The sequence below is a fragment of the Curtobacterium sp. MCBA15_007 genome (genome assembly GCF_001864905.1).
Lineage (GTDB): Bacteria > Actinomycetota > Actinomycetes > Actinomycetales > Microbacteriaceae > Curtobacterium > Curtobacterium poinsettiae.
In genome coordinates this window covers 93060-113924 of the sequence record NZ_MJGM01000056.1, presented here as the reverse complement: position 1 = coordinate 113924, position 20865 = coordinate 93060, and the positions used below count along the sequence as shown (strand labels likewise).

Below are 20865 nucleotides of genomic sequence, written 5' to 3'. Positions count from 1 at the left end.
GAGACGTCCGAATGGCAACCACGACCACCGAATCGATCACGACGGCGGACCGCCGCCGCCGTGGCGGGGCCGCCCCGGGCCTCCAGGCCGGACGACGGAAGGGACTGCGGGACGGACGCCGGAAGCCCCGCGTCGACCCACTGTTCCTGGCGTTCCTGCTGCCCACGCTGGTGCTCTTCACGCTCGCCATCACGCTGCCGGCCGTGATGGGCATCGTGCTGAGCTTCACGAACTCCGTCGGCTTCGGCGAGTTCCGCTTCACCGGGCTCACCAACTACATCGCGGTGTTCTCCGACCCGGCGATCCTGCAGGCGTACCTGTTCACGCTCGGGTTCTCGCTCGTCACCGTGATCGTCGTCAACGCGATCGCGTTCCTGCTCGCCATCGCGCTGACGTCGAAGATCCGCGGCAAGATCGCCCTGCGCGCGGTGTTCGTGCTGCCCATGGTGATCTCGGGCATCGTCATCGCGTACGTGTTCTCGTTCCTGTTCGCGAACAGCCTGCCGGCCTTCGCCACGGCGATCGGGTTCGGCCCGCTCGAGCAGAGCATCCTGGCGGACCCCGACCTGGCCTGGCTGGCGATCGTGGTCGTCACCGCGTGGCAGGCGATCCCGTCGACGCTCCTCATCTACATCGCCGGGGTGCTCTCGATCCCGGGCGAGGTGTACGAAGCGGCGGCCCTCGACGGTGCCAGTGCCTGGCGCCAACTCGTCTCGATCACCGCACCGCTGACCGCGGGCTACATCCTGATCAACCTGGTCATCGGGTTCAAGAACTTCCTGAACTCGTACGACATCATCGTCGGCCTGACCGACGGCGGCCCCGGCACCTCGACCACCAGTGTCGCGATGTCGATCTTCAAGGGCTTCAACGGCGGCGACTACGCCTACCAGATGGCGAACGCCACGATCTTCTTCGTCATCGCGGTCGTCATCGCCGTGATCCAGCTGCGGGCGACCCGCGGGAAGGCAGCGCTCTGATGTCCCTGCAAGCACCCCTGCGACCGGGGACCACCGCGACCGGCAGCATCCGTTCCGTCGACGCCGACCGATCCGCCGGCGGACGATCCGCCGGTCGGCGCGGCGGCACCGCCAACTGGCCCGTCACCGTCGTCCTCGTCCTCTGCGCACTGACCGTCCTCGTGCCGCTGTACGTCACCCTGACGATGGCGTTCAAGACCACCGGCCAGGCGGTCGACGGCAACGCGTTCTCGCTGCCGGCGCCGTTCAGCGTCGACGGCTTCGTGCAGGCGTGGCAGCTGACCGACTTCCCCCGGGCGTTCGGGGTCTCCGTGTTCGTCGCCGCGATCACCGTCGTCGGCACGATCCTGCTCGCCTCGTTCACGGCGCACGCGATCGCCCGGAACTGGGACCGCCGGCTGTTCCGCTGGTCGTTCTTCTACCTGCTCGCCGCGATGTTCCTGCCGTTCCCGGTGCTCGCGCTCTCGCAGGTGAAGCTCACCGGGCTCGCACACCTGGACAACCCGCTCGGCGTCGCGATCCTGCACGTCATGTTCCAGCTGTCCTTCAGCGTGCTGCTCTTCACGGCCTTCCTGCGTTCGATCCCGGCGGAACTGGAGGAGAGTGCACGCATCGACGGTGCGAGCACGGGACAGGTGTTCTGGCGACTCGTGTTCCCGCTGCTGGCACCGATGAGCGCCACCGTCGGCATCTTCGCGTTCCTCGCGTCCTGGAACGACTTCGTGATGCCGTCGCTGATCACCTCCGACCCGGGCTTGCAGACCCTGCCGGTGCTGCAGCAGATGTTCCAGACGCAGTTCAGCAACAACTACAACGTGTCGTTCGCCTCGTACCTGATGGCCATGGCCCCGGCGATCATCGTCTACCTCGTCACCCAGCGGTGGGTGATGGCGGGCGTGACGCAGGGCGCCATCAAGTGACCGACACCGCCGGTGCGGACCCGACCGACACACACCCCACGAACCCGACGAACCCCTCGACCCACGAAAGGCCCGACGTGACCGACACCCTCGCCCAGCCCGCCGCCACCACGAACGACGAGACCTGGTGGCGCCAGGCCAGCGTCTACCAGATCTACCCCCGCTCGTTCGCCGACGCGAACGGCGACGGCATCGGCGACCTGCCCGGCATCACCGAGCGGGTGCCGTACCTGGCCTCACTCGGCGTCGAGGCCGTCTGGCTCAGCCCCTTCTACCCGTCCGCCCTGGCCGACGGCGGCTACGACGTCGACGACTACCGCGACGTCGACCCGCGCCTCGGCACCCTCGACGACTTCGACCGGATGGTCGAGGCACTGCACGCCGCGGGCATCCGGGTGATCGTCGACGTCGTCCCGAACCACACGAGCGACCGGCACGAGTGGTTCCGCGAGGCGCTCGCAGCGCCGAAGGGCTCCCCCGCCCGCGACCGCTACGTGTTCCGCGACGGCAGTGGACCGTCCGGCGAGGACGCCCCCGCCGACTGGATCTCGATCTTCGGCGGGCCGGCCTGGACCGCCGTCGGCGACGGCCAGTGGTACCTGCACAGCTTCGCGAAGGAGCAGCCCGACCTGAACTGGGCGAACCGCGAGGTCCGCGACGACTTCCTGCACACCCTGCGTTTCTGGTCCGACCGCGGCGTCGACGGGTTCCGCATCGACGTGGCCCACGGCCTGGCGAAGGACCTGGGCGAGACCCTGCCCACCTGGGCCGAGCTCGCCGAGATGCCGAAGGACGGCACGCACCCGCTCTGGGACCGCGACGACGTGCACGAGATCTACGCCGAGTGGCGGACGGTCTTCAACGAGTACACGCCGGCCCGCACCGCGGTCGCCGAGGCCTGGGTCCCCGCCCACCGCCGTGCCCGCTACGCCAGCGCCGAGGGGCTCGGTCAGGCGTTCAACTTCGACCTGCTCGAGGCCGACTTCGACGCCGGCCAGTTCCGCACGATCATCGAGTTCAACCTCGGCCTCGCCGAGCAGTCCGGCTCGTCGACCACGTGGGTGTTCTCCAACCACGACGTCGTCCGGCACGCCACCCGCTACGCCCTGCCGCCGCGCGCCGGCGGCACCGACAAGCAGGGCAGCGCCTGGCTGCTCGCCGGCGGCTCGCAGGACGCGCTCGACCGGTCGCTCGGCCTGCGCCGCGCACAGGCCGCCACACTGCTCGAACTCGCCCTGCCCGGCTCCGCCTACCTGTACCAGGGCGAGGAGCTCGGCCTGCACGAGGTCGGCGACATCCCGGACGCCGACCGCCAGGACCCGGCGTTCTTCCGCAACCCGGGCGTCGACGTCGGCCGTGACGGCTGCCGCGTGCCGATCCCGTGGACGCGCACCGGCTCGTCGTTCGGCTTCGGTCCGGGCGGCTCGCACCTGCCACAGCCGGCGTGGTTCGCCGACTCCAGCGTCGAGGCCGAGGACGCCGACCCCGACTCCACCCTGCACCTGTACCGGAAGGCGCTCGGCCTGCGCGGCCAGCTGCAGTCCGAGGAACAGCTCGAGTGGATCGAGACCGGCCGCGACGACGTGCTCGCGTTCCGTCGGCCGAACGGATGGACGAGCGTGACGGTCTTCGGCGACGAGCCCTTCGCGCTGCCGGCCGGGGAACTGCTGCTCGCCTCGGCCCCGGTGGTCGACGGCGCCCTGTCGGGCGTGGGGACGGCCTGGTTGCGTTCCTGACGGAATCAGGTGGCGGACGGGAGGCGCGGTGCAGGCAGGCACCGTGCCTCCCGTCCGCCGTGGGGTCACCATCTCGGGCCGCGACCGGCATCCGAGACGTCAGCCGCTGCCGGTAGGGTCGCGGCATGAGCGGGGCGAGCATCGGCGTGCAGGACTTCGTGATGCGGTTCGGGGACCGCACCGTGGTCGACGGGCTGTCGTTCGACGTCGCCCCCGGTGAGACGTTCGGGTTGCTCGGCAGCAACGGCTCCGGCAAGACCACGACGATCCGGGCGCTGCTCGGCATCACCACGCCGACGGCGGGGACGCTGACGATCGACGGCCGCCCCTACCGGCCGGCCACGGGCGGAATCGGCTACCTGCCCGAAGAGCGCGGGCTGTACCGCAAGGAATCCGTCATCGACGTGATGACCTACTTCGGGCGTCTGCGCGGGCTGCGCGGCGCCGAAGCGACCGCGTGGAGCATGGACTACCTGGCGCGCGTCGGGCTGGCCGACCGTGCGAAGCTGCGCGTCGACAAGCTGTCCGGCGGGCAGCAGCAGAAGGTGCAGCTCGGCATCACGATCATGGACCAGCCGCGGCTGCTCATCCTCGACGAACCGACCAAGGGGCTCGACCCGGTGAACCGGCGGCTCCTGCTCGACCTGGTCGACGAGCGCAAGGCCGACGGCGCGACCGTGGTCCTCGTGACCCACCACATGGACGAGGTCGAGCGGCTCTGCGACCGCATCCTGCTGCTCAAGGACGGCCGGGCCGCCGCCTACGGATCCGTGCCAGACGTGCAGGACGCCTTCGGCGGCGCGGTCGCCCGCGTCGGGCTCGACGGCCCGGTGCCGAAGTCGCCGCTGTACCGGCTCGCCCGGCACGAAGGGCACGTCGCCTACCTCGTCCCCACGCAGGCCGCCGCCCCGGACGGTGCGGACGTCCTGGCGGAACTGATCGCGGCCGGGGTGCACGTCACCGCGTTCGAGATGCGCCGGATCCCGCTCGACGAGATCTTCGTGCAGGTGTACGGGCACGACGCCCTGGCCTTGACGTCGACCGACGGGGCAGCGGCATGAGCAACCTCGGCACGGTCGTCCGGTTCGAGTTCGTCCGCGCGGTCAAGAAGCCCGCGTTCTGGATCGGCACGCTCGCGCTGCCGGTCGTCATCGTGGTGGTCTCGCTGCTCGTCGGCATCGGACAGGCCGCCGGCACGGACTCGGTGGTTTCCGGGTCGTCGGCCACGAAGACACCGTTCCACTACGTCGACGATTCCGGCCTGGTGTCCGAGTCCGTCGCCGCGAAGTGGGGCGGGACACCGTCCACCAGCGCCGCCGCAGACCGCGCCGCCGTGCGGTCCGGCGACCTCGACGCCTTCATCGTGTTCCCGTCGTCACCGTCCACCACCGCGATCCGGGTCGACGCGGCCGACCGCGGGCTCTTCGCCAACGGCGTGTACTCGTCGCTCGCCCAGCGGGTGCTCGAGCAGAGCGTCGCCGCGTCGGTCGACGACCCCGAGACCGTGCAGCTGCTCCGCAACCCGCCCGCCACCGACGTCACCACCTACGCCGACGGAACGGTCGCCCCGGGCTGGTTGTCCGTCGTGCCGCCGTTCCTGTTCGTCGCCGCGTTCTTCGGGCTCGTCATCCTGCTCGCCGCCCGGATGGTCACCGTCGTGGTCGAGGAGAAGGAGAACCGGATCTCCGAGATGATCCTGACCACGGTGACCGCGGGCGACCTGATCCGCGGCAAGGTCATCGCGATGCTGCTCGTCGGCTTCGTGCAGGTCAGCGTGTTCGTCGTGCCCGGACTGGTCGGACTGCTCGTCGCCCTGCCGCTGCTGTCGTCGCAGCTCGGCGGGCTGACCATCGACCCGTGGCGGATGGTGACCGGGGCGCTGCTGCTCGTCGGCGGAGTGCTGCTCGCATCGGGGCTGTTCGTCGCCGTCGGGGCCGCGGTGCCGTCGATCAAGGACGCCTCGGCCCTGCAGTCGGCAGCGATCTTCGCGCTGATCATCCCCGTGTACGCGGCGTTCTTCGTGATGACGACGCCGACGTCGCCGGTGGCGCAGTTCTTCACGTACTTCCCGACCTTCACGCCGATCACCGCGATGGTGCGGAACGCCGTCGGGGCCCTGACCGTGACGGAGTCGGTGGTCTGCATCGTCGAGGTGTTCGTCGTCGCCGGGCTGCTGCTGTGGTTCGCCGAGTACCTGTTCCGGCACTCGGTCGCGCAGTACGGGTCGAAGGTGACGGTGCGGCAGGTGCTGTCGTGGCGGCGGGGGCGGCGGGGCTGAGCGGGGCGGTGCTCGGCCCCGTCGGCCCGCGGTGCTCGCGTCGCCGGCCCGCGGAGCTCGCGCCGTCGGCCCGCCGCGCTCGCGTTGCCGGCCCGCCGTGCTCGCGTCGCCGGCCCGCCGCGCTCGCGCCGCCGGCCCGCCGCGCTCGCGCCGCCGGCCCGCCGCGCTCGCGCCGCCGGTCAGCCGGCGGCGATGCGGCGGAGCGCGTCCAGGTGGGCGGCCCAGACGGCCCGGCCCGAGGCGGTCAGTGTGATCGACGTCCGGGGCGTCTTGCCCACGAAGCCCTTCCCCACCGACACGTAGCCGGCCGCCTCGAGCGCGGACACCTGCTTGCTCAGCACCGAGTCACTGACCTCGACCGCGTCCCGCACCTCGCGGAACCCCAGCGTGCCGGCGCGGGTCAGGGCGGCGATCACCGAGAAGCGCACCGGGTGCTGCAGCAGGTCGTCGAGCTCGTGCCGCGGGTGCGTCCGTTCCGTGGTGCTCACGAGCGGGCCTCACGAGCCGCACAGACGAGCGCGACCAGCAGGACGAGCCCCGAGGTGATGCCCGACCAGAGCACCGAGCCGTGCACCCACCCGACCACGGCGATCGCCGCCAGGTAGGTGACCGCCCAGCTGGCGATGTAGACGGTCCAGCGGCGGCTCCGGGCGAAGGCCGAGCGGCCGCGGATGCTCACCATGAAGAACACCACCAGGGCGAACAGCGCGACGAGGGTGCCGACGTAGACCGCGGCGAACGCGTCCCCCGTCGTGAGTCCCATGCCGAGCGTGCCGAGCGACGTCGCGACGCCGAGCGCGGTGATGAACGTGACGTACGGCCAGCGGACGGCGTCGTGCGCGCGTCGGCCGATCCGGTCCGCCTGGTCGAGCAGTCGGGCCGCCTCGGCGGGTCCGGGTCGTGCGGTGGTGTGGTCCATGGTGTCCCCTCTCGTTGACACCAGTATGGCAAGTACTTTCCAAATTGGCAAGCAGTTTCCGTATGCGCGAGTCCGCTCGCGATCCGCTTGCGTTCGCGGTGCGCGCTCGTTCGCGGTGCGCTCGCGTTCGCGCTCGCGGCCCTCAGACGCGGACAGGCGTCTCGTCGAGGTCCCACGAGGGAACGGCATGCCGCTTCCACCCCTGACGCAGGGTGTCGGCCGCACGGTCGAACTCGACCAGGACGTCGATGTGCGGGCGGACGAGCATCTGGATCTGCAGCCCCTCGTACATCGCGAGCAGCTGTGTCGCCGCCTGGTACGCGGGGATCCCGGCCTCTTCGGCGCCCTTGTCGAAGTCGCGCTGCAGCCCGACGGTCAGCTGCTCGGCGTACTCCTCGAACCGCTTGCGGAACAGTTCGGCGAACCCGGACTCCGAGCTGGCCACGGTGATCAGTCCGGCGAGGACCCGGACGAGGCCCGGATCGGCGACGTCCTCGGCGAGGGTCAGGCGGACGTGCTCGATCATGCACGTCGGCGGGGCCTTCCGTCGGGTCCCGCGCAGCCGCACCCACCGGTCGTAGGTGACCAGCAGCAGGGCGTGCCAGGTCGGGAACAGCCGCTCGACCGTCTCGAGCGGAACGCCGGCGACGTCGGCGATGACCGCGGCGTCGACGTCGTCGAACGGGTGCAACCGGTACGCGCGGATGGCTGCGCGCACGGTGCGCTCTGCGAGGGACTCGTCGTCCTCGACGCGTTCGCCGTGCAGGGGTTCCATCCGACCATTGCAGCGCATCGCGGGCCGTTTGTCTCGTCCCAGAGCGGGGGCCGTGCCCCCAGGCCGTCAGCCGACGGTGATCGGCGCCGCCGGCGGGCGGACCCGCTGGCGCATCCACACGAAGAACCCGGTCAGGGTGAAGACGCCGTAGAAGACGTACATCAGCCCCGATGCGTAGTACCCGGCGGAGAACAGCAGCGGCACGCCGACCAGGTCGACCGCCACCCAGATGAGCCAGAACTCGACCCACCCCTTGGCCATGCCGTAGGTGGCGAGCAGCGAGCCGACGAAGATCCAGGCGTCGCTCCACACCGGTTCGTAGGATCCGAGCGCGCGGAAGACGGGGGTCAGCAGGGCGGTGCCGCCGACCAGGCCGACGACGAGCAGCAGGCGGGACCGCCAGGAGGCCCAGTGCGGGTCGATCACGGTCGTCGCGTCCTCGGGGCGGTGCGTCCACCGGTACCAGCCGTAGACGCTCACGATGATGAACATGACCTGACGGCCCGCCTGGCCGAGCAGGTTGACGGGGTTGGGGGTGTCGAACAGCGCACCCGTGAAGACGGTGAAGAGCAGGGCGTTGCCGACCAGTCCGACCGGCCAGGCCCAGACCTTGCGACGCATGCCGCCGAGGGCGCTGAGCAACCCGAAGACGTTGCCGATCACCTCACGCCACAGCACCGTCTGGTCGCCGATGACGATCTGCGCGTCGAACAACCAACGCACGATGTCCATGGGCCCTCCTCGTTTCCGCCGGACGGTGCAACGACGCCACCCGTACCGGCATTCCTTCCGGGTTTCCCCTGTCCGCACGGAGCGCACACCCAGAAATCGGGGTACAAACCATGTCCTCCAACACGAGGACTCAAATGCCCCCCGTTCTGGGGTCCCGGTGAACGCTCGTTCTCGCTTGTCCGCACTTTGGGGGACAGCTAACGTCGTCCCCAGAGCGAGTCCAGCCCGCCCGAGCAGCAGTCCCTGCGCTCAGAGGCCCGGCGACCGTTCTCGGCACCGGTCAGCCGCGACCCCTTCCAACCACTGGGTCGATGACAACCTCCCCACCGGGCAGGACACCCGAACGTCCCCGGTGGGCTTCAGCGCGCCCAGGCACGCAGGAACGGAACCACTCCATGCACAAGATCGTCACCGGTGCCATCGCCGGCGCAGCAGGCGTCGCACTCCTCCTCGGCGGTGCCGGCACGTTCGCCCTCTGGAACGCCAGCGCCTCGAGCGCCGCGTCCGCGGTGAGCGCCGGCACCCTGACGCTCAGCGCCAACAACGACGGCGCCTGGACCGACATCACGAACGGTCGTTCCGCCGCGATCGACCCGACGAAGGCGCTGATGGTGCCGGGCAACACGTTCCAGTTCACGCAGACGCTGAACATCGGCGCGACCGGCCAGGACCTCAAGGCCAACCTGACCTACGCCAACCAGAGCATCACCGGTGACAGCGCGCTGATCGCCGCCACGACGAAGACGCTGGCCGTCACGTCGACGAGCGCCTCGATCGTGCAGTCCTCGTCGAACGCGAACACCTTCGTCGTCTCGCCGTCGTCGTCCACCTCGACGGTCAAGGTCGTCTTCACCGTGACGCTGCCCGCCGCCGCGACCACCGGTCAGGGCGGCTCGCTCAACCTCAGCGCGCTCGCCTTCACGCTGACCCAGACCGCGATCGGTTCCTGACCCACCGATCGCACCCCACCGACCACGACGACCAGGAGCAGGGACATGACCGCCACACCGCGGACGACGGGACGCCACCGCGCCTCCCGACGCCACCGCTGGGTGTGGCCGGTCGCGCTCGGCCTGGTCGTCGCGGTCGGCACGGCGCTCCTCGGCGTCGGCGGCACCTACGCACTCTGGAACGGCACGGCCAGCACGGCCGCCACCACCGTGCGCTCCGCGACGGCGACCATCACCGTCGGCGGCACGACGGCGATGAACACCGCGGTCCTCGGGCCGGGCACCAGCACCACCGGCACGTTCACCATGCGGAACACCGGGTCGATCCCGCTCTCCGTGCGCGTCACGACGACGTCCTCGAAGTCATCAGTCGCGGCGGCGTCCGGTGAGCTGACGCTCCACCTCGCGATGGTGTCGTCGACCGCGAAGTGCGTGCCCGGGCTCACCGGCACGAGCGCGCGGCTCGCCACCTTCGACACGGGCTCAGGTGTCGTCACCCTGCCGGCCGGGGGCAGCGGGATCGCGTGCCTCGAGATGGCCCTCGACGCCGACGCCCCGCAGACCGTCGCCGGCGCCACCACCGACTTCACCCTCACCGTCACCGGAACGCAGGTCGCCGCATGAACCGCCGCCTCCGGCTCCTCGTCGCCGTGCTCCTCACCGCCGTGTTCGTCGGTGGCACCTCGAGTGCCGCGTGGGCCTTGTGGAGCGCCTCGGGCACCACCGCGGCGAGCACGACGGTCGGCACCGTCACGGCGTCGATCGGCGGCACGAGCGCACTCACCACCGCCTTCTCGGCGAGCGTCACCTCGACGACGAAGCCGATCACCCTGACCGACTCGGGCACCCTCGGCGGCACCGCCACCACCACGGTCTCGGTCGCCTCCGGCAGCTCGACTGCACTCGCCAAGGCCGTCACCGTCGTCGCCTGGCCGGTCGCCTCGACCACGGCCTGCACCACGAGCACGGCCGTCGGAACCGGATCCGTCAGCGGAACCTGGGCGTCGCTGCCGAGCATGAGCGCGAAGCTCGCCGCCGGGGCCTCCGCGATCTGGTGCACGCGCAGCACCCTGCAGTCGTCGGCCCCGGCCGGTGCGACCACCACGGTGAACGTCGGCCTCACCGTCACGAGCGGCACCTGGAGCTCGGGCGTCGTCACCGGCAGCTTCACGCTGACCACCCCGGCGGCGACCGTCGACACCACCCCGTCGCTGGTCTGCACCGACCACGGCGGCTGGTACGTCGAGGTGCGCTGGGACGCCGCGAACCGCCCGCAGGACACCTGGTACGGGGCCTTCGTCGGCTCGACCCCGGTCGGGAAGAAGGCGCAGGACTACTCCGCGTTCATCACGATCGCACCGCCGGACGTCCCCGCGAGCGCCGGCACCTCGGGCACGCTCACCGTCACCGTCAAGGTGCTCGACAGCGCCGGCAACCCCACCTCGACCGTCGCGGGCACCGGCAAGGTCACGCTCTTCACGCAGGACAACGGGGCGGCGATCCGATGCGGCGCATGAGCACCCCCGCCCCACGCACCGGGTGGCGAGCGGTCGTCCGCGCCGTCGCGTTCGGGCTCAGCACCGGGCTCCTGCTCATCGTGGCTGCGCTGGCCGTCGTGCTGATCGTCGTCCCGAAGGCCACGGGGTCGATGCCGCTCACCGTCCTGACGCAGTCGATGGAGCCGACACTCCCCCCGGGCACCCTGCTCGTGGTCCGGCCGACCCCGGTCGAGGACATCCAGGTCGGCGACGTCGTCACCTACCAGATCGTCTCCGGCCAGCCCGCGGTCATCAGCCACCGCGTGGTGTCGGTGTCCTCGTCGTCGGACGGCGGACGGACCTTCGTCCTCAAGGGCGACAACAACGCCGAGGCCGACCCCGCCCCCGTCACCGCCGTGCAGATCCGCGGAGTCCTCTGGTACAGCGTCCCGGACATCGGCCTGGTCAACCAGCTCGTCAACGGGTCGCGCAGCTGGCTCATCCCGCTGGTCGCCGGCGTGCTCCTGACGTACGGCGCGGTCATGATGACCGCCGGCTTCGTCAGCACCGCCCGTCGTCGTCGGGCGGGCACCGGCCGCGGGCGTCGCAGCGCAGCACACCACGTCGGACGGAGCACCACCGAGACCACGACCCCCACCCGGTCTAGGCTCGGTGGACGTGACGGACGGAGTGCAGCGGGCGCGGGAGCTCCTCGACGCAGCGGCCCGACTGCTCCGCGCCGCGGACGTCCCCGACGAAGCGCTCGGCGAGTACGTCCAGCCGAAGGCCGTCCTCGGGATCCGTCGTGACCCCACCATGCGGCCGCTCGGGCGGGTGTGGCGGGTCGGAGCGCTCCTGATCGGGTCGTCCCCCGAGACCGCCGGCGGTGTCTGGGCCACCGGGTCGATCACCCGGGTCACCGAACCCGGTCGTTCGCAGTACCAGTCGGTCTCCGCCGAGGTCCGTCGCGCCTACCGTGCCGCCGCCGCGAAGGGACACTTCGCCGCCGGTGAGACGGTCAACCACGGCGCCGTCCCGATCCCCGTCGACGAGACCCTGGTCGCCGCCGACGGCGTGCTCTTCGTCGCCGACGACGTGCCCTCCGTCCGGTGGTCCCCGACGGCAGGCGCCGCCGTCCCCCTCGCCGACTACCTGGCCGACCGCGTCGGACTGCTCGTCGATCCCCCGCGGGGCGCGACCGACTGACACGGCACCGCCCGTCGCACGGTGCGGAGTTCGTCGTGCGGTGCAGGTTCGTCGCGCCTGCGCACCCTGCAGTGCCGGAGGCTCCGTGCGCGTTCCCGCTCCCGGTGCGAGCTCCTGCCGCAGAGCAGCAGAGCCGCACCGTGCCGGATCGCCCGACCCGTGCGAACTTGCCCGCCCCGTGCCCCGCCACAACCCCGCACCGAGCCGCCTCCACCGCCCCGGCCCACGAACCCCGCACCGTGCGGCTCCGTGCGAGCCCCCAGGACGCGACCACGGAACCGCACCGCGCCGGGTTCGTCGTGCGGTGCAGGGTTCGTCGTGCGGTGCAGGGTTCGTCGCGCGGTGCCGGTTCGTCGCGCCTGCGCACCGTGCCGGATCGCCCGACCCGTGCGAACTTGCCCGCCCCGTGCCCCGCCACAACCCCGCACCGAGCCACCTCCACCGCCCTGACCCACGAACCCCGCACCGTGCGCCCCGCGCCCAACTCCCGGCACGTGACCCCACGCAGACCACCCGGCTGTCGCGACGTCACCCGGTCCCGATAGTGTCGGAACGTGAGCAACGATGCATTCGACGACCGCTACGAGCTGCGCGAGTTCGCGCCCGGGACGGACGGCAAGGGGGCACCGAACGCCGAGACGGCACCGTGGATGCAGGCCGTCGGGATGGGCTTCCACGAAGCCGACCCCGACGCCGAGGGCGCAGCCCGCATGGCGTCGCACTTCATCGCCGACGAAGAGACCTTCCTCGGGGTCTACGTGCGGAAGCCGTTCCCGGGGTCCGTCGACGAGACCTGGCCGGCCGGCACCTTCACCTGGTTCCGCAAGGCGCTGAGCTGGGGCGACGGGTCCTCCGTCGACACCCAGGCGATCTCCGCGGTCACCGTCCGTCCGACCGAACGCCGCCGCGGCATCCTGCGCCGGATGATGACGCACGCGCTCGAGCGGGGCGTCGCCGAGGGCTACGCCGTGGCGTCGCTGACCGCGTCCGAGGGCACCATCTACCGCCGCTTCGGCTTCGGCAGCGCCATCCGCGAGCGCGCGATCCACGTCCGCCGCGAACGCGCGCTCCCCCTGCTGGCGCCGACCTCCGGCACGGTGTCGGTCGTGACGCCGCAGTGGCTCGCCGACGGCCCGGGCAAAGCCGTCTTCGACCGCTTCCACGCCCGCACCCCCGGCTCCATGCTCCGCAACACCGGCACCTGGGACGTCGTCTTCGGCCTGCGTGGCCCCGACGGCCAGAAGGCGAAGGACGTCCGCGCTGCCGTGCACCGGCCCGACGGTTCGGACGACATCGACGGCTACGTCACCTGGCGCGTCAAGGAGACCAGCGGTTCCGACACCGCGCTCGAGATCGTCGACCTGGTCTACGCGGACGACCGGGCCTACACCGCCCTGTGGGAGTTCCTGCTGTCGGTCGACCTCAACGACGTCGTGAAGTACACCCGGTCCCGCCTCGACGACCCGATCGTCGCGGCGCTCGGCGACAACCGTGCGTACGACGTCGACCACGAGGAGGACCACGTCTGGCTGCGCGTGCTCGACGTGGCGGCGGTGCTCGAGTCGAGGCCGTTCGCCACCGACGGCTCGCTGACACTCGCGGTCACCGATGCGCTCGGCCACACGACCGGCACGTACCGGCTGGACGTCCAGGAGGCCCGTGGCACCGTCACGCGCGTCGCCGACGACGTCGACGTGGCCGGGTCTGACGTCCAGCTCGACGTCGCGGAGCTCGGTGCGGTGCTGATCGGCTCGGTCTCCCCCGTCACCCTGGCGGCCGCCGGCCTGGTCCGCGCTGCGGACCCGGCGTCGGTCGAGCTGCTCCGCGCGATGCTGTTGCCGCCGCGGACGCCGCACGGCATCACGTACTTCTGATGGACGTCGCCCGGGTGGTCGGCCGGGCGCGTCAGGTCGTCTCCGTCCTGGCGTCCCCGGCCCTCCGTGCGGCGGTGTTCGCCGGAGCCCCCGCCGACGACCGCACCCGGGCGGCGGTCGGCTCGTTCGACTGGGTCACCGACGACGGCCCCGACGCCGCGGTGCTCGGTCGGACGGCACGGGAACTCCAGCGATTGCAGTCGCCGGCAGCGGTGCTCGAGTTCGACCGGATCGAGCGGATGCCGGTGAAGGACGTCGAACGACATGCGCTGTCCGTCCGGATCGTGGAGCTCGTGTTCGAGCGCCTCGGGCGTGACCGCGCCGTGCCGGAGGCCGTGCTGAACGCCGCGATCGGCATGCTGGCGGCCGACGTGTCCATCGTGCGCCGGGATGCGGTGGACCTCGGTGTGCTGACGCGGACCGACGACGGCTCGGTCTACCGGTTCGTGGGGCGCCCGGCCTGAGGCAGCCGGGCAGGCGGGCAGCCGGGGCAGGGCGGGGCGGGCAGCCGTCGCAGGGCGGGGCGAGCCGGGCCCGGCGCAGACGCACGGTGCAGGGTTCGTCGGACCGTGACGGGCTACCCGCTCGGTGCGGCGCCGTAGTGCAGCACGGAGCGGGCAACCTCGCACGGACCAGCGCGCCCCGCACCGTGCGACGGGCCCGCGTCGGACCGGACCTCGCACGAACCAGCGAGCCCCGCACGGTGCGAGGCTCGACCGCGCCCTACGCCCGGCGCCGCACCCGCGGGTCGACGAACGCGTAGACGATGTCGACGATCACGTTCGCGGTCACGATCAGCAGCGCCGAGAACAGCGTGAAGCCGACGACCACCTGCAGGTCGAGCGTGTGCACCGCGTCGATCAGCAGCGCGCCGAGACCCTGCATCGAGAACACCTTCTCGGTGATGACTGCACCGCCGAGCAGCGACCCGAGGTCGAGCCCGAACAGCGTCACCACGGGCAGGATCGCCGTCCGGAGTCCGTGCCGCACGACGACCTGGCGCTCGCGCAGTCCCTTGGCCCGAGCGGTCCGGACGAAGTCCTGCGACATCGACTCGAGCATCTCGCCGCGGGTCAACCGGGCGTAGATCGCAGCGCTGATGAAGGCCAGCACGCACCACGGCAGGATCAGGTGGGTGAACCAGCCGACCGGGTCGTCACCGAAGGCCACGTAGCCGCTCGTCGGCAGGATCCCGAGCACGAACCCGAACAGCAGGATGCCGAGCAGTCCGACCAGGTACGCCGGCGACGAGACACCCGCGACCGCGACCGTCATCACGGCCCGGTCGACGAAGGTGCCGCGACGCAGCGCCGAGACGGTGCCCCCGAACACCCCGGCCACGAGCCACAGCACAGCGGCTCCGACGGCGATCGAGGCGGTGACGGGCAGGCGCGCGAGGATGAGCTCGGTGACGCTCTCGTGCAGCTGGAACGAGTACCCGAAGCACGGTGCCGCGCACTCGATGACGCTGTTGCCGCTGCCGAAGGTCCGGCCGGTGAAGATGCCGGCCAGGTAGGCGCCGAACTGTGCGAGCCAGGGCTTGTCGGTGCCCAGGAACGCCTGCACCTCGCGCAGTCGGTCCGGGGTGCAGGGCTTGTCGCAGATCGCCCGCGCCGGGTTGGTCGGCAGCAGCATGAAGAGCGCGTACGTGATGGCCGCGACGACGAGCAGCACGACCGCCGCACCGAGCAGGCGGATCGCGAGGAAGCGCAGGGTCGCGGCGTTCACGCGGTGCCCCCTCGCGGGTCGAGGGCGTCGCGCAGGGCGTCGCCGAGCACGTTGAAGGCGAGGGTGATGAGGAACAGTGCGGCTCCGGGGAACACGAGGTACATGGGGTCGGTCTGCACCCATCCGATGGCGTCACCGATGCTGCGACCCCACGACGGCGTCGGCGGGTTGACCCCGACGGCGAGGAACGAGAGCGCGGCCTCGGCACCGATCATCGACGGGATCGAGATCGTCGCGTAGACGGTGATGGTCGCGGCGAGGTTCGGCAGCAGCTGCGTGCGGATGACGTGCCACCGGCCGGCACCCATCGCGGTGGAGGCCACGACGTAGTTCCGGCTGACGAGCGACAGCGTCTGCCCTCGCACGACACGGGCCACGGCCGGCCAGCCGAAGAACCCGATGACGAGCACGACGAGCACGGGCTTCGGGAACGACGACGGCACGATCGCGGTGAGGGCGATCATGAACACGAGCGACGGGAACCCGAAGATCACGTCGACGACCCGCGAGAGCACCCGGTCGTACCAGCCGCCGAAGAACCCGGTCGTGACGCCGACGAGCACGCCGATGACGATCGACACCAGGGTGGCGGCGAGTCCGATGCCGAGCGAGGTCCGCGCGCCGTACGTGACGATCGAGAACAGGTCGCGCCCGGTCAGGGGCTCGACGCCGAACCAGTGCTCGCCGCTGATGCCGCCGCCCGGACCGCGCGGAGCGCCGAACGAGTTGAGCGCGTCGATGTCGTACGAGTACGGGTCCTGCCCGGACGCCTTCGCGATGAGCGGGGCCGCCACGGCGACCACCAGGAACACCGCGATGACGACGGCCGAGGCCACCGCCCAGCGGTCCTGCCGCACCCGCCGCACGACGGCCCGGAAGCCGGTCGTACGGCCGGACGGTGCGACCGGTCGGTCGACGACATTGGCCGTCACGAGGCCACTCCTTCCCACGCGCGCCACGCCTCGCGGCGGGCGGCCTGTCGCACGGGATCGGCGACGGGCGCTGCGGCGAGGAGCATGCGCGTGTAGTCCTGTTGCGGGTCGTCGAGCACCGCGTCGGTACTCCCCCGTTCGACGATCCGGCCGTCGCGCAGCACGATCACCTGGTCGGCGAGCTGGCGGACGACGGCGAGGTCGTGGCTGATGAGCAGCATGCCGAAGCCGAACTCCTGCTGCAGGCCGGCGAGCAGGTCGAGCACGGCGGCCTGCACCGTCACGTCGAGTGCCGAGGTCGGTTCGTCGGCGATCACGAGTGCCGGCCGCAGCGCGAGCGCACGCGCGACGGCGACTCGCTGCCGCTGGCCGCCGGACAGCTGGTGCGGGAACCGCTCGGCCCACGTCGGGTCGAGCTGCACGGCGATCAACAGTTCGCGGACACGCTCGGCGCGTTCGGCTGCGGAGTCGGTGCCGTGCACGAGCAGCGGTTCCGCGATGCTCCAGCCGATGGTCTGCCGCGGGTTGAGCGACGACGCCGGGTCCTGGAACACGATGCCGACCCGGCTGCGCAGTTCGCGCAGCCGGCGTCCGCGAGCGGTGCGCAGGTCGCTGCCGTCCACCTCGACCGAGCCGGCGACGACGGGCACCAGGCCCGCGAGCGCACGCCCGATCGTCGACTTGCCGGAACCGGATTCGCCCACCAGGCCGACGGTCTCACCGGCGTGCAGGTCGAGGTCGATACCGGACACGGTGGGTCCGCCTCGGCGCGAGTACCGCACGGCGACGTCGCGCAGGCGTGCCACGAGCGGACTGGGCCCACGCCGCCGGTTCCGGTCCGACGCGCCAGCGGCGGGCCGGCCGTGCCGGTGGGGAGAGGCGCGACTCGCGTCGTCGACGTCGGCCGGGGCCGAGGCGGTGCTCGCGTCTGCGGACAGATTGCGGCTTGCCGGAGCCGCGTCCGGTCCGGCAGGCCGAGTCTCGGTCGACGCGAGCGGCTCGGCGGAGCTTCCACGCGCCTCCAGGCTGGGGACGGCCGCGAGGAGCTCGCGCGTGTAGTCGGCGGTCGGGTGTGCGAAGACCTCGGCGACGGTCCCGTGCTCGACCGGGTCGCCGCGACGCAGCACCAGCAGGTCGTCCGCGACGTCCGCCACCACGCCCATGTCGTGGGTGATGAGCAACACGGCCAGGGAACGCTCGCGGCCGAGCCGCCGCAGCAGGTCGAGGATGCCGGCCTGCACGGTGACGTCGAGGGCGGTCGTGGGCTCGTCGGCGAAGAGTGCGACCGGGTCGCCGGCCAGGGCCATCGCGATCATCGCGCGCTGGAGCTGGCCGCCGGACAGTTCGTGCGGGTAGGCCTTCCGGATGCGCTCGGGGTCGGCGAGCCCGGCGTCACGGAGCAGTTCGTCGACGCGTGCCCGGACCCCGGCGCGGTCGAGTCCCGACGGGTGTACCCGGACGGCCTCGGCGATCTGGGTGCCGATCGACAGGACCGGTGTGAACGAGTTCATCGGCTCCTGGAACACCACCCCGATGCCCGCACCACGGACGGCGCGCACGGTCTCGGTGGGGGCACCGATGAGCTCCTCGCCGCGGAACCGGGCGCTGCCGGACACCGTGGCCTGCGTCGGCAGGAGCCCGAGCACGCTCATGGCGCTGACGGACTTGCCCGAGCCGGACTCCCCCACCAGGGCGAGGACCCGGCCGGGCGTCAGGTCGAAGGAGACGTTACGGACGACGGGCTCCGCGTCGCCGAACGCGACGCGGAGCCCCTCGACCTGCAGGATCGGATCGGTCACTGCTTGAGCGAGACCTTGAGGTAGTTCGGGTACGCGGGGAAGTCCGCGATCTGGAAGTTCTGCACGTTCGACCCGGCGAGGAACGACTGCTTCGCGTAGATCAGCGGTACGACCGGGGCGTCGGCCATGATCTTCTGGTCGGCCTGGGCCCAGAGCTTCTGCGCGGCGTCCTGGTCGACCGTCGAGCTCGCCTTCACGATGAGGGCGTCGACCTCGGGGTTGCGGTACTTCGAGACGTTGTAGCCGCCGCCACCGATCTGCGACGAGGCGTAGAGCGGCTGGAGGTTGGCGTTCGCGCTCGGGAAGTCCGGCTGCCAGCTCGACAGCGACAGGTCGAAGTCGGTGCCGTTGGTGGTCGCCTGCGTGAAGGAGTCGTAGTCGAGCGGCTTGAGCGTCACCGTGATCCCGGCACGCTTCAGGCCGGACTGCAGCGCCTGCGCCTGGGCGAGGTACGTCGGGTCGTTCTGCGTGACGAGGGTCAGCTTCAGGCCCGAGACACCGGCCTCCTTGAGCAGCTGCTTCGCCTTGTCGACGTCGCCGGTGGCCTTCGTCTTGTACAGGTCGTAGTCCTGGCGCCCCGCGATGCCCGGGGTGATCAGGGTCGAGGCGTACGACCCGGCGATCGCGCCGCCTGCGGCGATCCGGAACGACTTGCGGTCGACGGCGTACTGCAGGGCCTGTCGGACCTTGAGGTCCTTGAGCGCACCGCGCTGCGTGTTGATCGCCATGTAGCTGATCGGGCCGGCCTTCGAGGTGGCGAGGCGGTCCTGGGCGGCCGGGTTGCTGCGCACCTGGTTCAGCTCCGCGGCACCGAGGTAGATCGCCCCGAAGGAGTTCTTGGCGTCGCCGTTGTCCGCGATCAGGGTCTGCGTGGCCGTGGACTGGTCCTGGCTCTCCTTGAACACGATCTTCGACGGGCCGGCCGTGCGGACCTCGTCGGTCTTCGCACTCCAGTTCTTGTTGCGGACCAGCGTGACCTGCGAGCCCTGCGTGTTCGACTGCACCTGGTACGGGCCGGACGCGACCGGCTTCAGGTCGTAGGCGCCGGTGTCCTTGCCGTCGCCCTCGGGCACCGGGGTGAACGCCGGCATCGACGCGAGCCACGGCCAGTCGCCGTACGCGGCGTTGAGCTTGAAGACGATGGTCTTGTCGTTCGGGGTCTCGATGCTGTCGAGCGACTTGCCGTCGAACGGGCCCTTGTAGGAGTCACCACCGACCAGGAGCGACTTGTGGTAGCTCAGGCCACCGCTCAGCGTCGGCGCGAACGAGCGCTCGATGCCCCACTTGATGTCCTTCGTGGTGATCGGCGTGCCGTCCTGGAATTCGACGCCGTCCTTCAGCGTGTAGGTCCAGGTCTTGCCGTCGTCGCTCGAGACGCCGGTGTTGGTCGCCAGGTCGGGGACGACCTTCGCCGTCTTGCCCGGCTCGACGTCCCAGGTGGTGAGTCGACGCGCGACGAGCCCCATCGACGTGATGCCGAGGCTCTGGCTGGTCGCCGGGTCGAGGTGGAACGAGGTCTGCGGCGTCAGGATGTTGAGCGTGCCGCCCTTGGCCGTGCCGTCGGCGCCGTCGTCGGACGAGCCCCCACCCGAGCAGCCGGTCAGGACCAGGGCTGCTGCTGCGGCGACGGCCGCGGTGATCGTCAGGCGGTTGGGGCGTCTCATGACGGGGCTGCTCCTCGGGGAAGGGGGCGCGATCGCGGTGGCGGTCGCTGCGACGGCGGAACGGTCCACCCGCCGGGCGGCATCCATCCTGACACCGCGACGGTGGCCCGTCCGAATCTCGCGTGCGTCGGACGACGCACGACGAAACATTGCAAGCGCCGGACGCCGTCCCGCTATTCCCGATGCGTTCGCACCGTCGTGTGTCAGCGGTCGAAGAGCCCACCGAGGAAGTCGTTGCCGAGGTTCGACGCCTGCTCGCCGAGACCGGACGCCTGCTCACCGAAGCCCGCGGCCTGCTCACCGAAGCCACCGAGGAGCTGCTCACCCTGACCGGCGAGTCCCTCGACGCCACCGCTGAGGTCACCGAGCCCGAGGTCACCCATGCCCGAGGCGATGCCCTCGAAGTCCACGCCGAGGTCGGCAGCCCCGGCCAGCACCGGACCGGCGGCGGCGCTCAGCACCGCTCCCCCGGCCACCGCGGCGGCGAGGCCACCGAACGCCATCGCGCCAGCGCCGACCGCTGCACCGCCGGCGAAGGCCCCGGCGCGGCCGCGACCGTTGCCGTTGGCGTTGCCCGAGCGGCCGGAACCCCCGAGGACCCGTCGGACCAGACCCGGACGCGACATCTCCCCGCGGGTCATCGCACGGGCCATGCCGCCCGCCGAGTCGTCGCGCAGGTGCTCGTGGGGCGGGAGCTCGGAGTTCAGGCGGTCGCGGACCTGCTGGCGCTGCCCGGGGGTGAGCCGCGCGAAGGCGTCGTGGTGGACCTGTTCGAGCTGCTCCGGCGACGAGGTGCGGAGCAGGTAGTCGTACTTCGCCAGGGCGACCTTGTCGGCGTCGGCCCCGTGCTGCGGCGTGCCTGCGTGCTGCTGCTGCTGGCCGTACTGCTGCGGC

20 protein-coding genes are annotated in these 20865 nt (G+C 71.4%); 11 read left to right on the top strand and 9 right to left on the bottom strand.

The window, feature by feature from the left end:
* The first annotated feature begins 11 nt into the window (after positions 1-11).
* From BIU95_RS14330 to BIU95_RS14310, 5 genes are all read left to right on the top strand, one after another.
* On the top strand, positions 12-980 hold the full coding sequence (locus BIU95_RS14330) for a carbohydrate ABC transporter permease (protein WP_017888420.1): 969 nt from the start codon (positions 12-14) through the stop codon (positions 978-980).
* A complete protein-coding gene (locus BIU95_RS14325) occupies positions 980-1900 on the top strand; it encodes a carbohydrate ABC transporter permease (protein ID WP_071251975.1) in 921 nt (306 codons plus the stop codon). The genes BIU95_RS14330 and BIU95_RS14325 overlap by 1 nt, the downstream gene beginning before the upstream one ends.
* 77 nt (positions 1901-1977) lie before the next feature.
* Positions 1978-3636 (top strand): glycoside hydrolase family 13 protein, encoded by a 1659-nt coding sequence (locus BIU95_RS14320; protein WP_071252046.1) that lies wholly within the window; start codon positions 1978-1980, stop codon positions 3634-3636.
* A gap of 125 nt (positions 3637-3761) precedes the next feature.
* Entirely contained in the window at positions 3762-4697 is a 936-nt protein-coding gene (locus tag BIU95_RS14315; RefSeq protein WP_056070397.1) for an ABC transporter ATP-binding protein, read from the top strand.
* On the top strand, positions 4694-5914 hold the full coding sequence (locus tag BIU95_RS14310; RefSeq protein ID WP_071251974.1) for an ABC transporter permease: 1221 nt from the start codon (positions 4694-4696) through the stop codon (positions 5912-5914). Before BIU95_RS14315 ends, BIU95_RS14310 begins: the two co-directional genes overlap by 4 nt.
* 179 nt (positions 5915-6093) lie before the next feature.
* Here the strand turns inward: BIU95_RS14310 and BIU95_RS14305 are convergent, their stop codons facing one another.
* The 4 genes from BIU95_RS14305 to pnuC form a co-directional block, all read right to left on the bottom strand.
* Positions 6094-6402 (bottom strand): transcriptional regulator, encoded by a 309-nt coding sequence (locus tag BIU95_RS14305; RefSeq protein WP_017888415.1) that lies wholly within the window; start codon positions 6400-6402, stop codon positions 6094-6096.
* Positions 6399-6833 carry a hypothetical protein gene (locus tag BIU95_RS14300; protein WP_017888414.1) on the bottom strand — a complete coding sequence of 145 codons (435 nt, stop codon included), beginning with the start codon at positions 6831-6833 and terminating at the stop codon, positions 6399-6401. The genes BIU95_RS14305 and BIU95_RS14300 overlap by 4 nt, the downstream gene beginning before the upstream one ends.
* A 142-nt stretch (positions 6834-6975) precedes the next feature.
* A complete protein-coding gene (locus tag BIU95_RS14295) occupies positions 6976-7608 on the bottom strand; it encodes a TetR/AcrR family transcriptional regulator (protein WP_042540330.1) in 633 nt (210 codons plus the stop codon).
* Positions 7609-7674: 66 nt separating this feature from the next.
* Positions 7675-8340, bottom strand: a complete 666-nt coding sequence (pnuC, locus tag BIU95_RS14290) for a nicotinamide riboside transporter PnuC (protein ID WP_071251973.1) — start codon at positions 8338-8340, stop codon at positions 7675-7677.
* Between the two features lie 395 nt (positions 8341-8735).
* On the opposite strand from pnuC, the gene BIU95_RS14285 reads away from it, so the two are divergent.
* The 6 genes from BIU95_RS14285 (at position 8736) to BIU95_RS14260 (ending at position 14312) form a co-directional block, all read left to right on the top strand.
* The gene (locus BIU95_RS14285) at positions 8736-9290 is read left to right on the top strand and encodes an alternate-type signal peptide domain-containing protein (RefSeq protein ID WP_056070388.1); all 555 of its coding nucleotides are present in this window, start codon (positions 8736-8738) and stop codon (positions 9288-9290) included.
* Positions 9291-9335: 45 nt separating this feature from the next.
* A complete protein-coding gene (locus BIU95_RS14280) occupies positions 9336-9914 on the top strand; it encodes a TasA family protein (protein WP_071251972.1) in 579 nt (192 codons plus the stop codon).
* Complete coding sequence (locus tag BIU95_RS14275) at positions 9911-10807, top strand: hypothetical protein (protein WP_020381115.1); 897 nt, start codon at positions 9911-9913, stop codon at positions 10805-10807. The genes BIU95_RS14280 and BIU95_RS14275 overlap by 4 nt, the downstream gene beginning before the upstream one ends.
* Complete coding sequence (locus BIU95_RS17840) at positions 10804-11577, top strand: signal peptidase I (protein WP_228499920.1); 774 nt, start codon at positions 10804-10806, stop codon at positions 11575-11577. The genes BIU95_RS14275 and BIU95_RS17840 overlap by 4 nt, the downstream gene beginning before the upstream one ends.
* A 951-nt stretch (positions 11578-12528) precedes the next feature.
* On the top strand, positions 12529-13848 hold the full coding sequence (locus BIU95_RS14265) for a GNAT family N-acetyltransferase (protein WP_071251970.1): 1320 nt from the start codon (positions 12529-12531) through the stop codon (positions 13846-13848).
* Entirely contained in the window at positions 13848-14312 is a 465-nt protein-coding gene (locus BIU95_RS14260) for a DUF2087 domain-containing protein (protein ID WP_071251969.1), read from the top strand. The genes BIU95_RS14265 and BIU95_RS14260 overlap by 1 nt, the downstream gene beginning before the upstream one ends.
* Before the next feature lie 259 nt (positions 14313-14571).
* Here the strand turns inward: BIU95_RS14260 and BIU95_RS14255 are convergent, their stop codons facing one another.
* The 5 genes from BIU95_RS14255 to BIU95_RS14235 all read right to left on the bottom strand — a co-directional run.
* The gene (locus BIU95_RS14255; RefSeq protein ID WP_017888405.1) at positions 14572-15576 is read right to left on the bottom strand and encodes an ABC transporter permease; all 1005 of its coding nucleotides are present in this window, start codon (positions 15574-15576) and stop codon (positions 14572-14574) included.
* Complete coding sequence (locus BIU95_RS14250) at positions 15573-16508, bottom strand: ABC transporter permease (RefSeq protein WP_017888404.1); 936 nt, start codon at positions 16506-16508, stop codon at positions 15573-15575. The genes BIU95_RS14255 and BIU95_RS14250 overlap by 4 nt, the downstream gene beginning before the upstream one ends.
* Positions 16505-18307 carry an ABC transporter ATP-binding protein gene (locus BIU95_RS14245; protein ID WP_071251968.1) on the bottom strand — a complete coding sequence of 601 codons (1803 nt, stop codon included), beginning with the start codon at positions 18305-18307 and terminating at the stop codon, positions 16505-16507. The genes BIU95_RS14250 and BIU95_RS14245 overlap by 4 nt, the downstream gene beginning before the upstream one ends.
* Entirely contained in the window at positions 18304-19971 is a 1668-nt protein-coding gene (locus BIU95_RS14240) for an ABC transporter substrate-binding protein (protein ID WP_071252045.1), read from the bottom strand. The genes BIU95_RS14245 and BIU95_RS14240 overlap by 4 nt, the downstream gene beginning before the upstream one ends.
* Before the next feature lie 203 nt (positions 19972-20174).
* Positions 20175-20865: hypothetical protein (locus BIU95_RS14235; RefSeq protein ID WP_071251967.1), on the bottom strand; the 691-nt coding region annotated here is incomplete at its 5' end.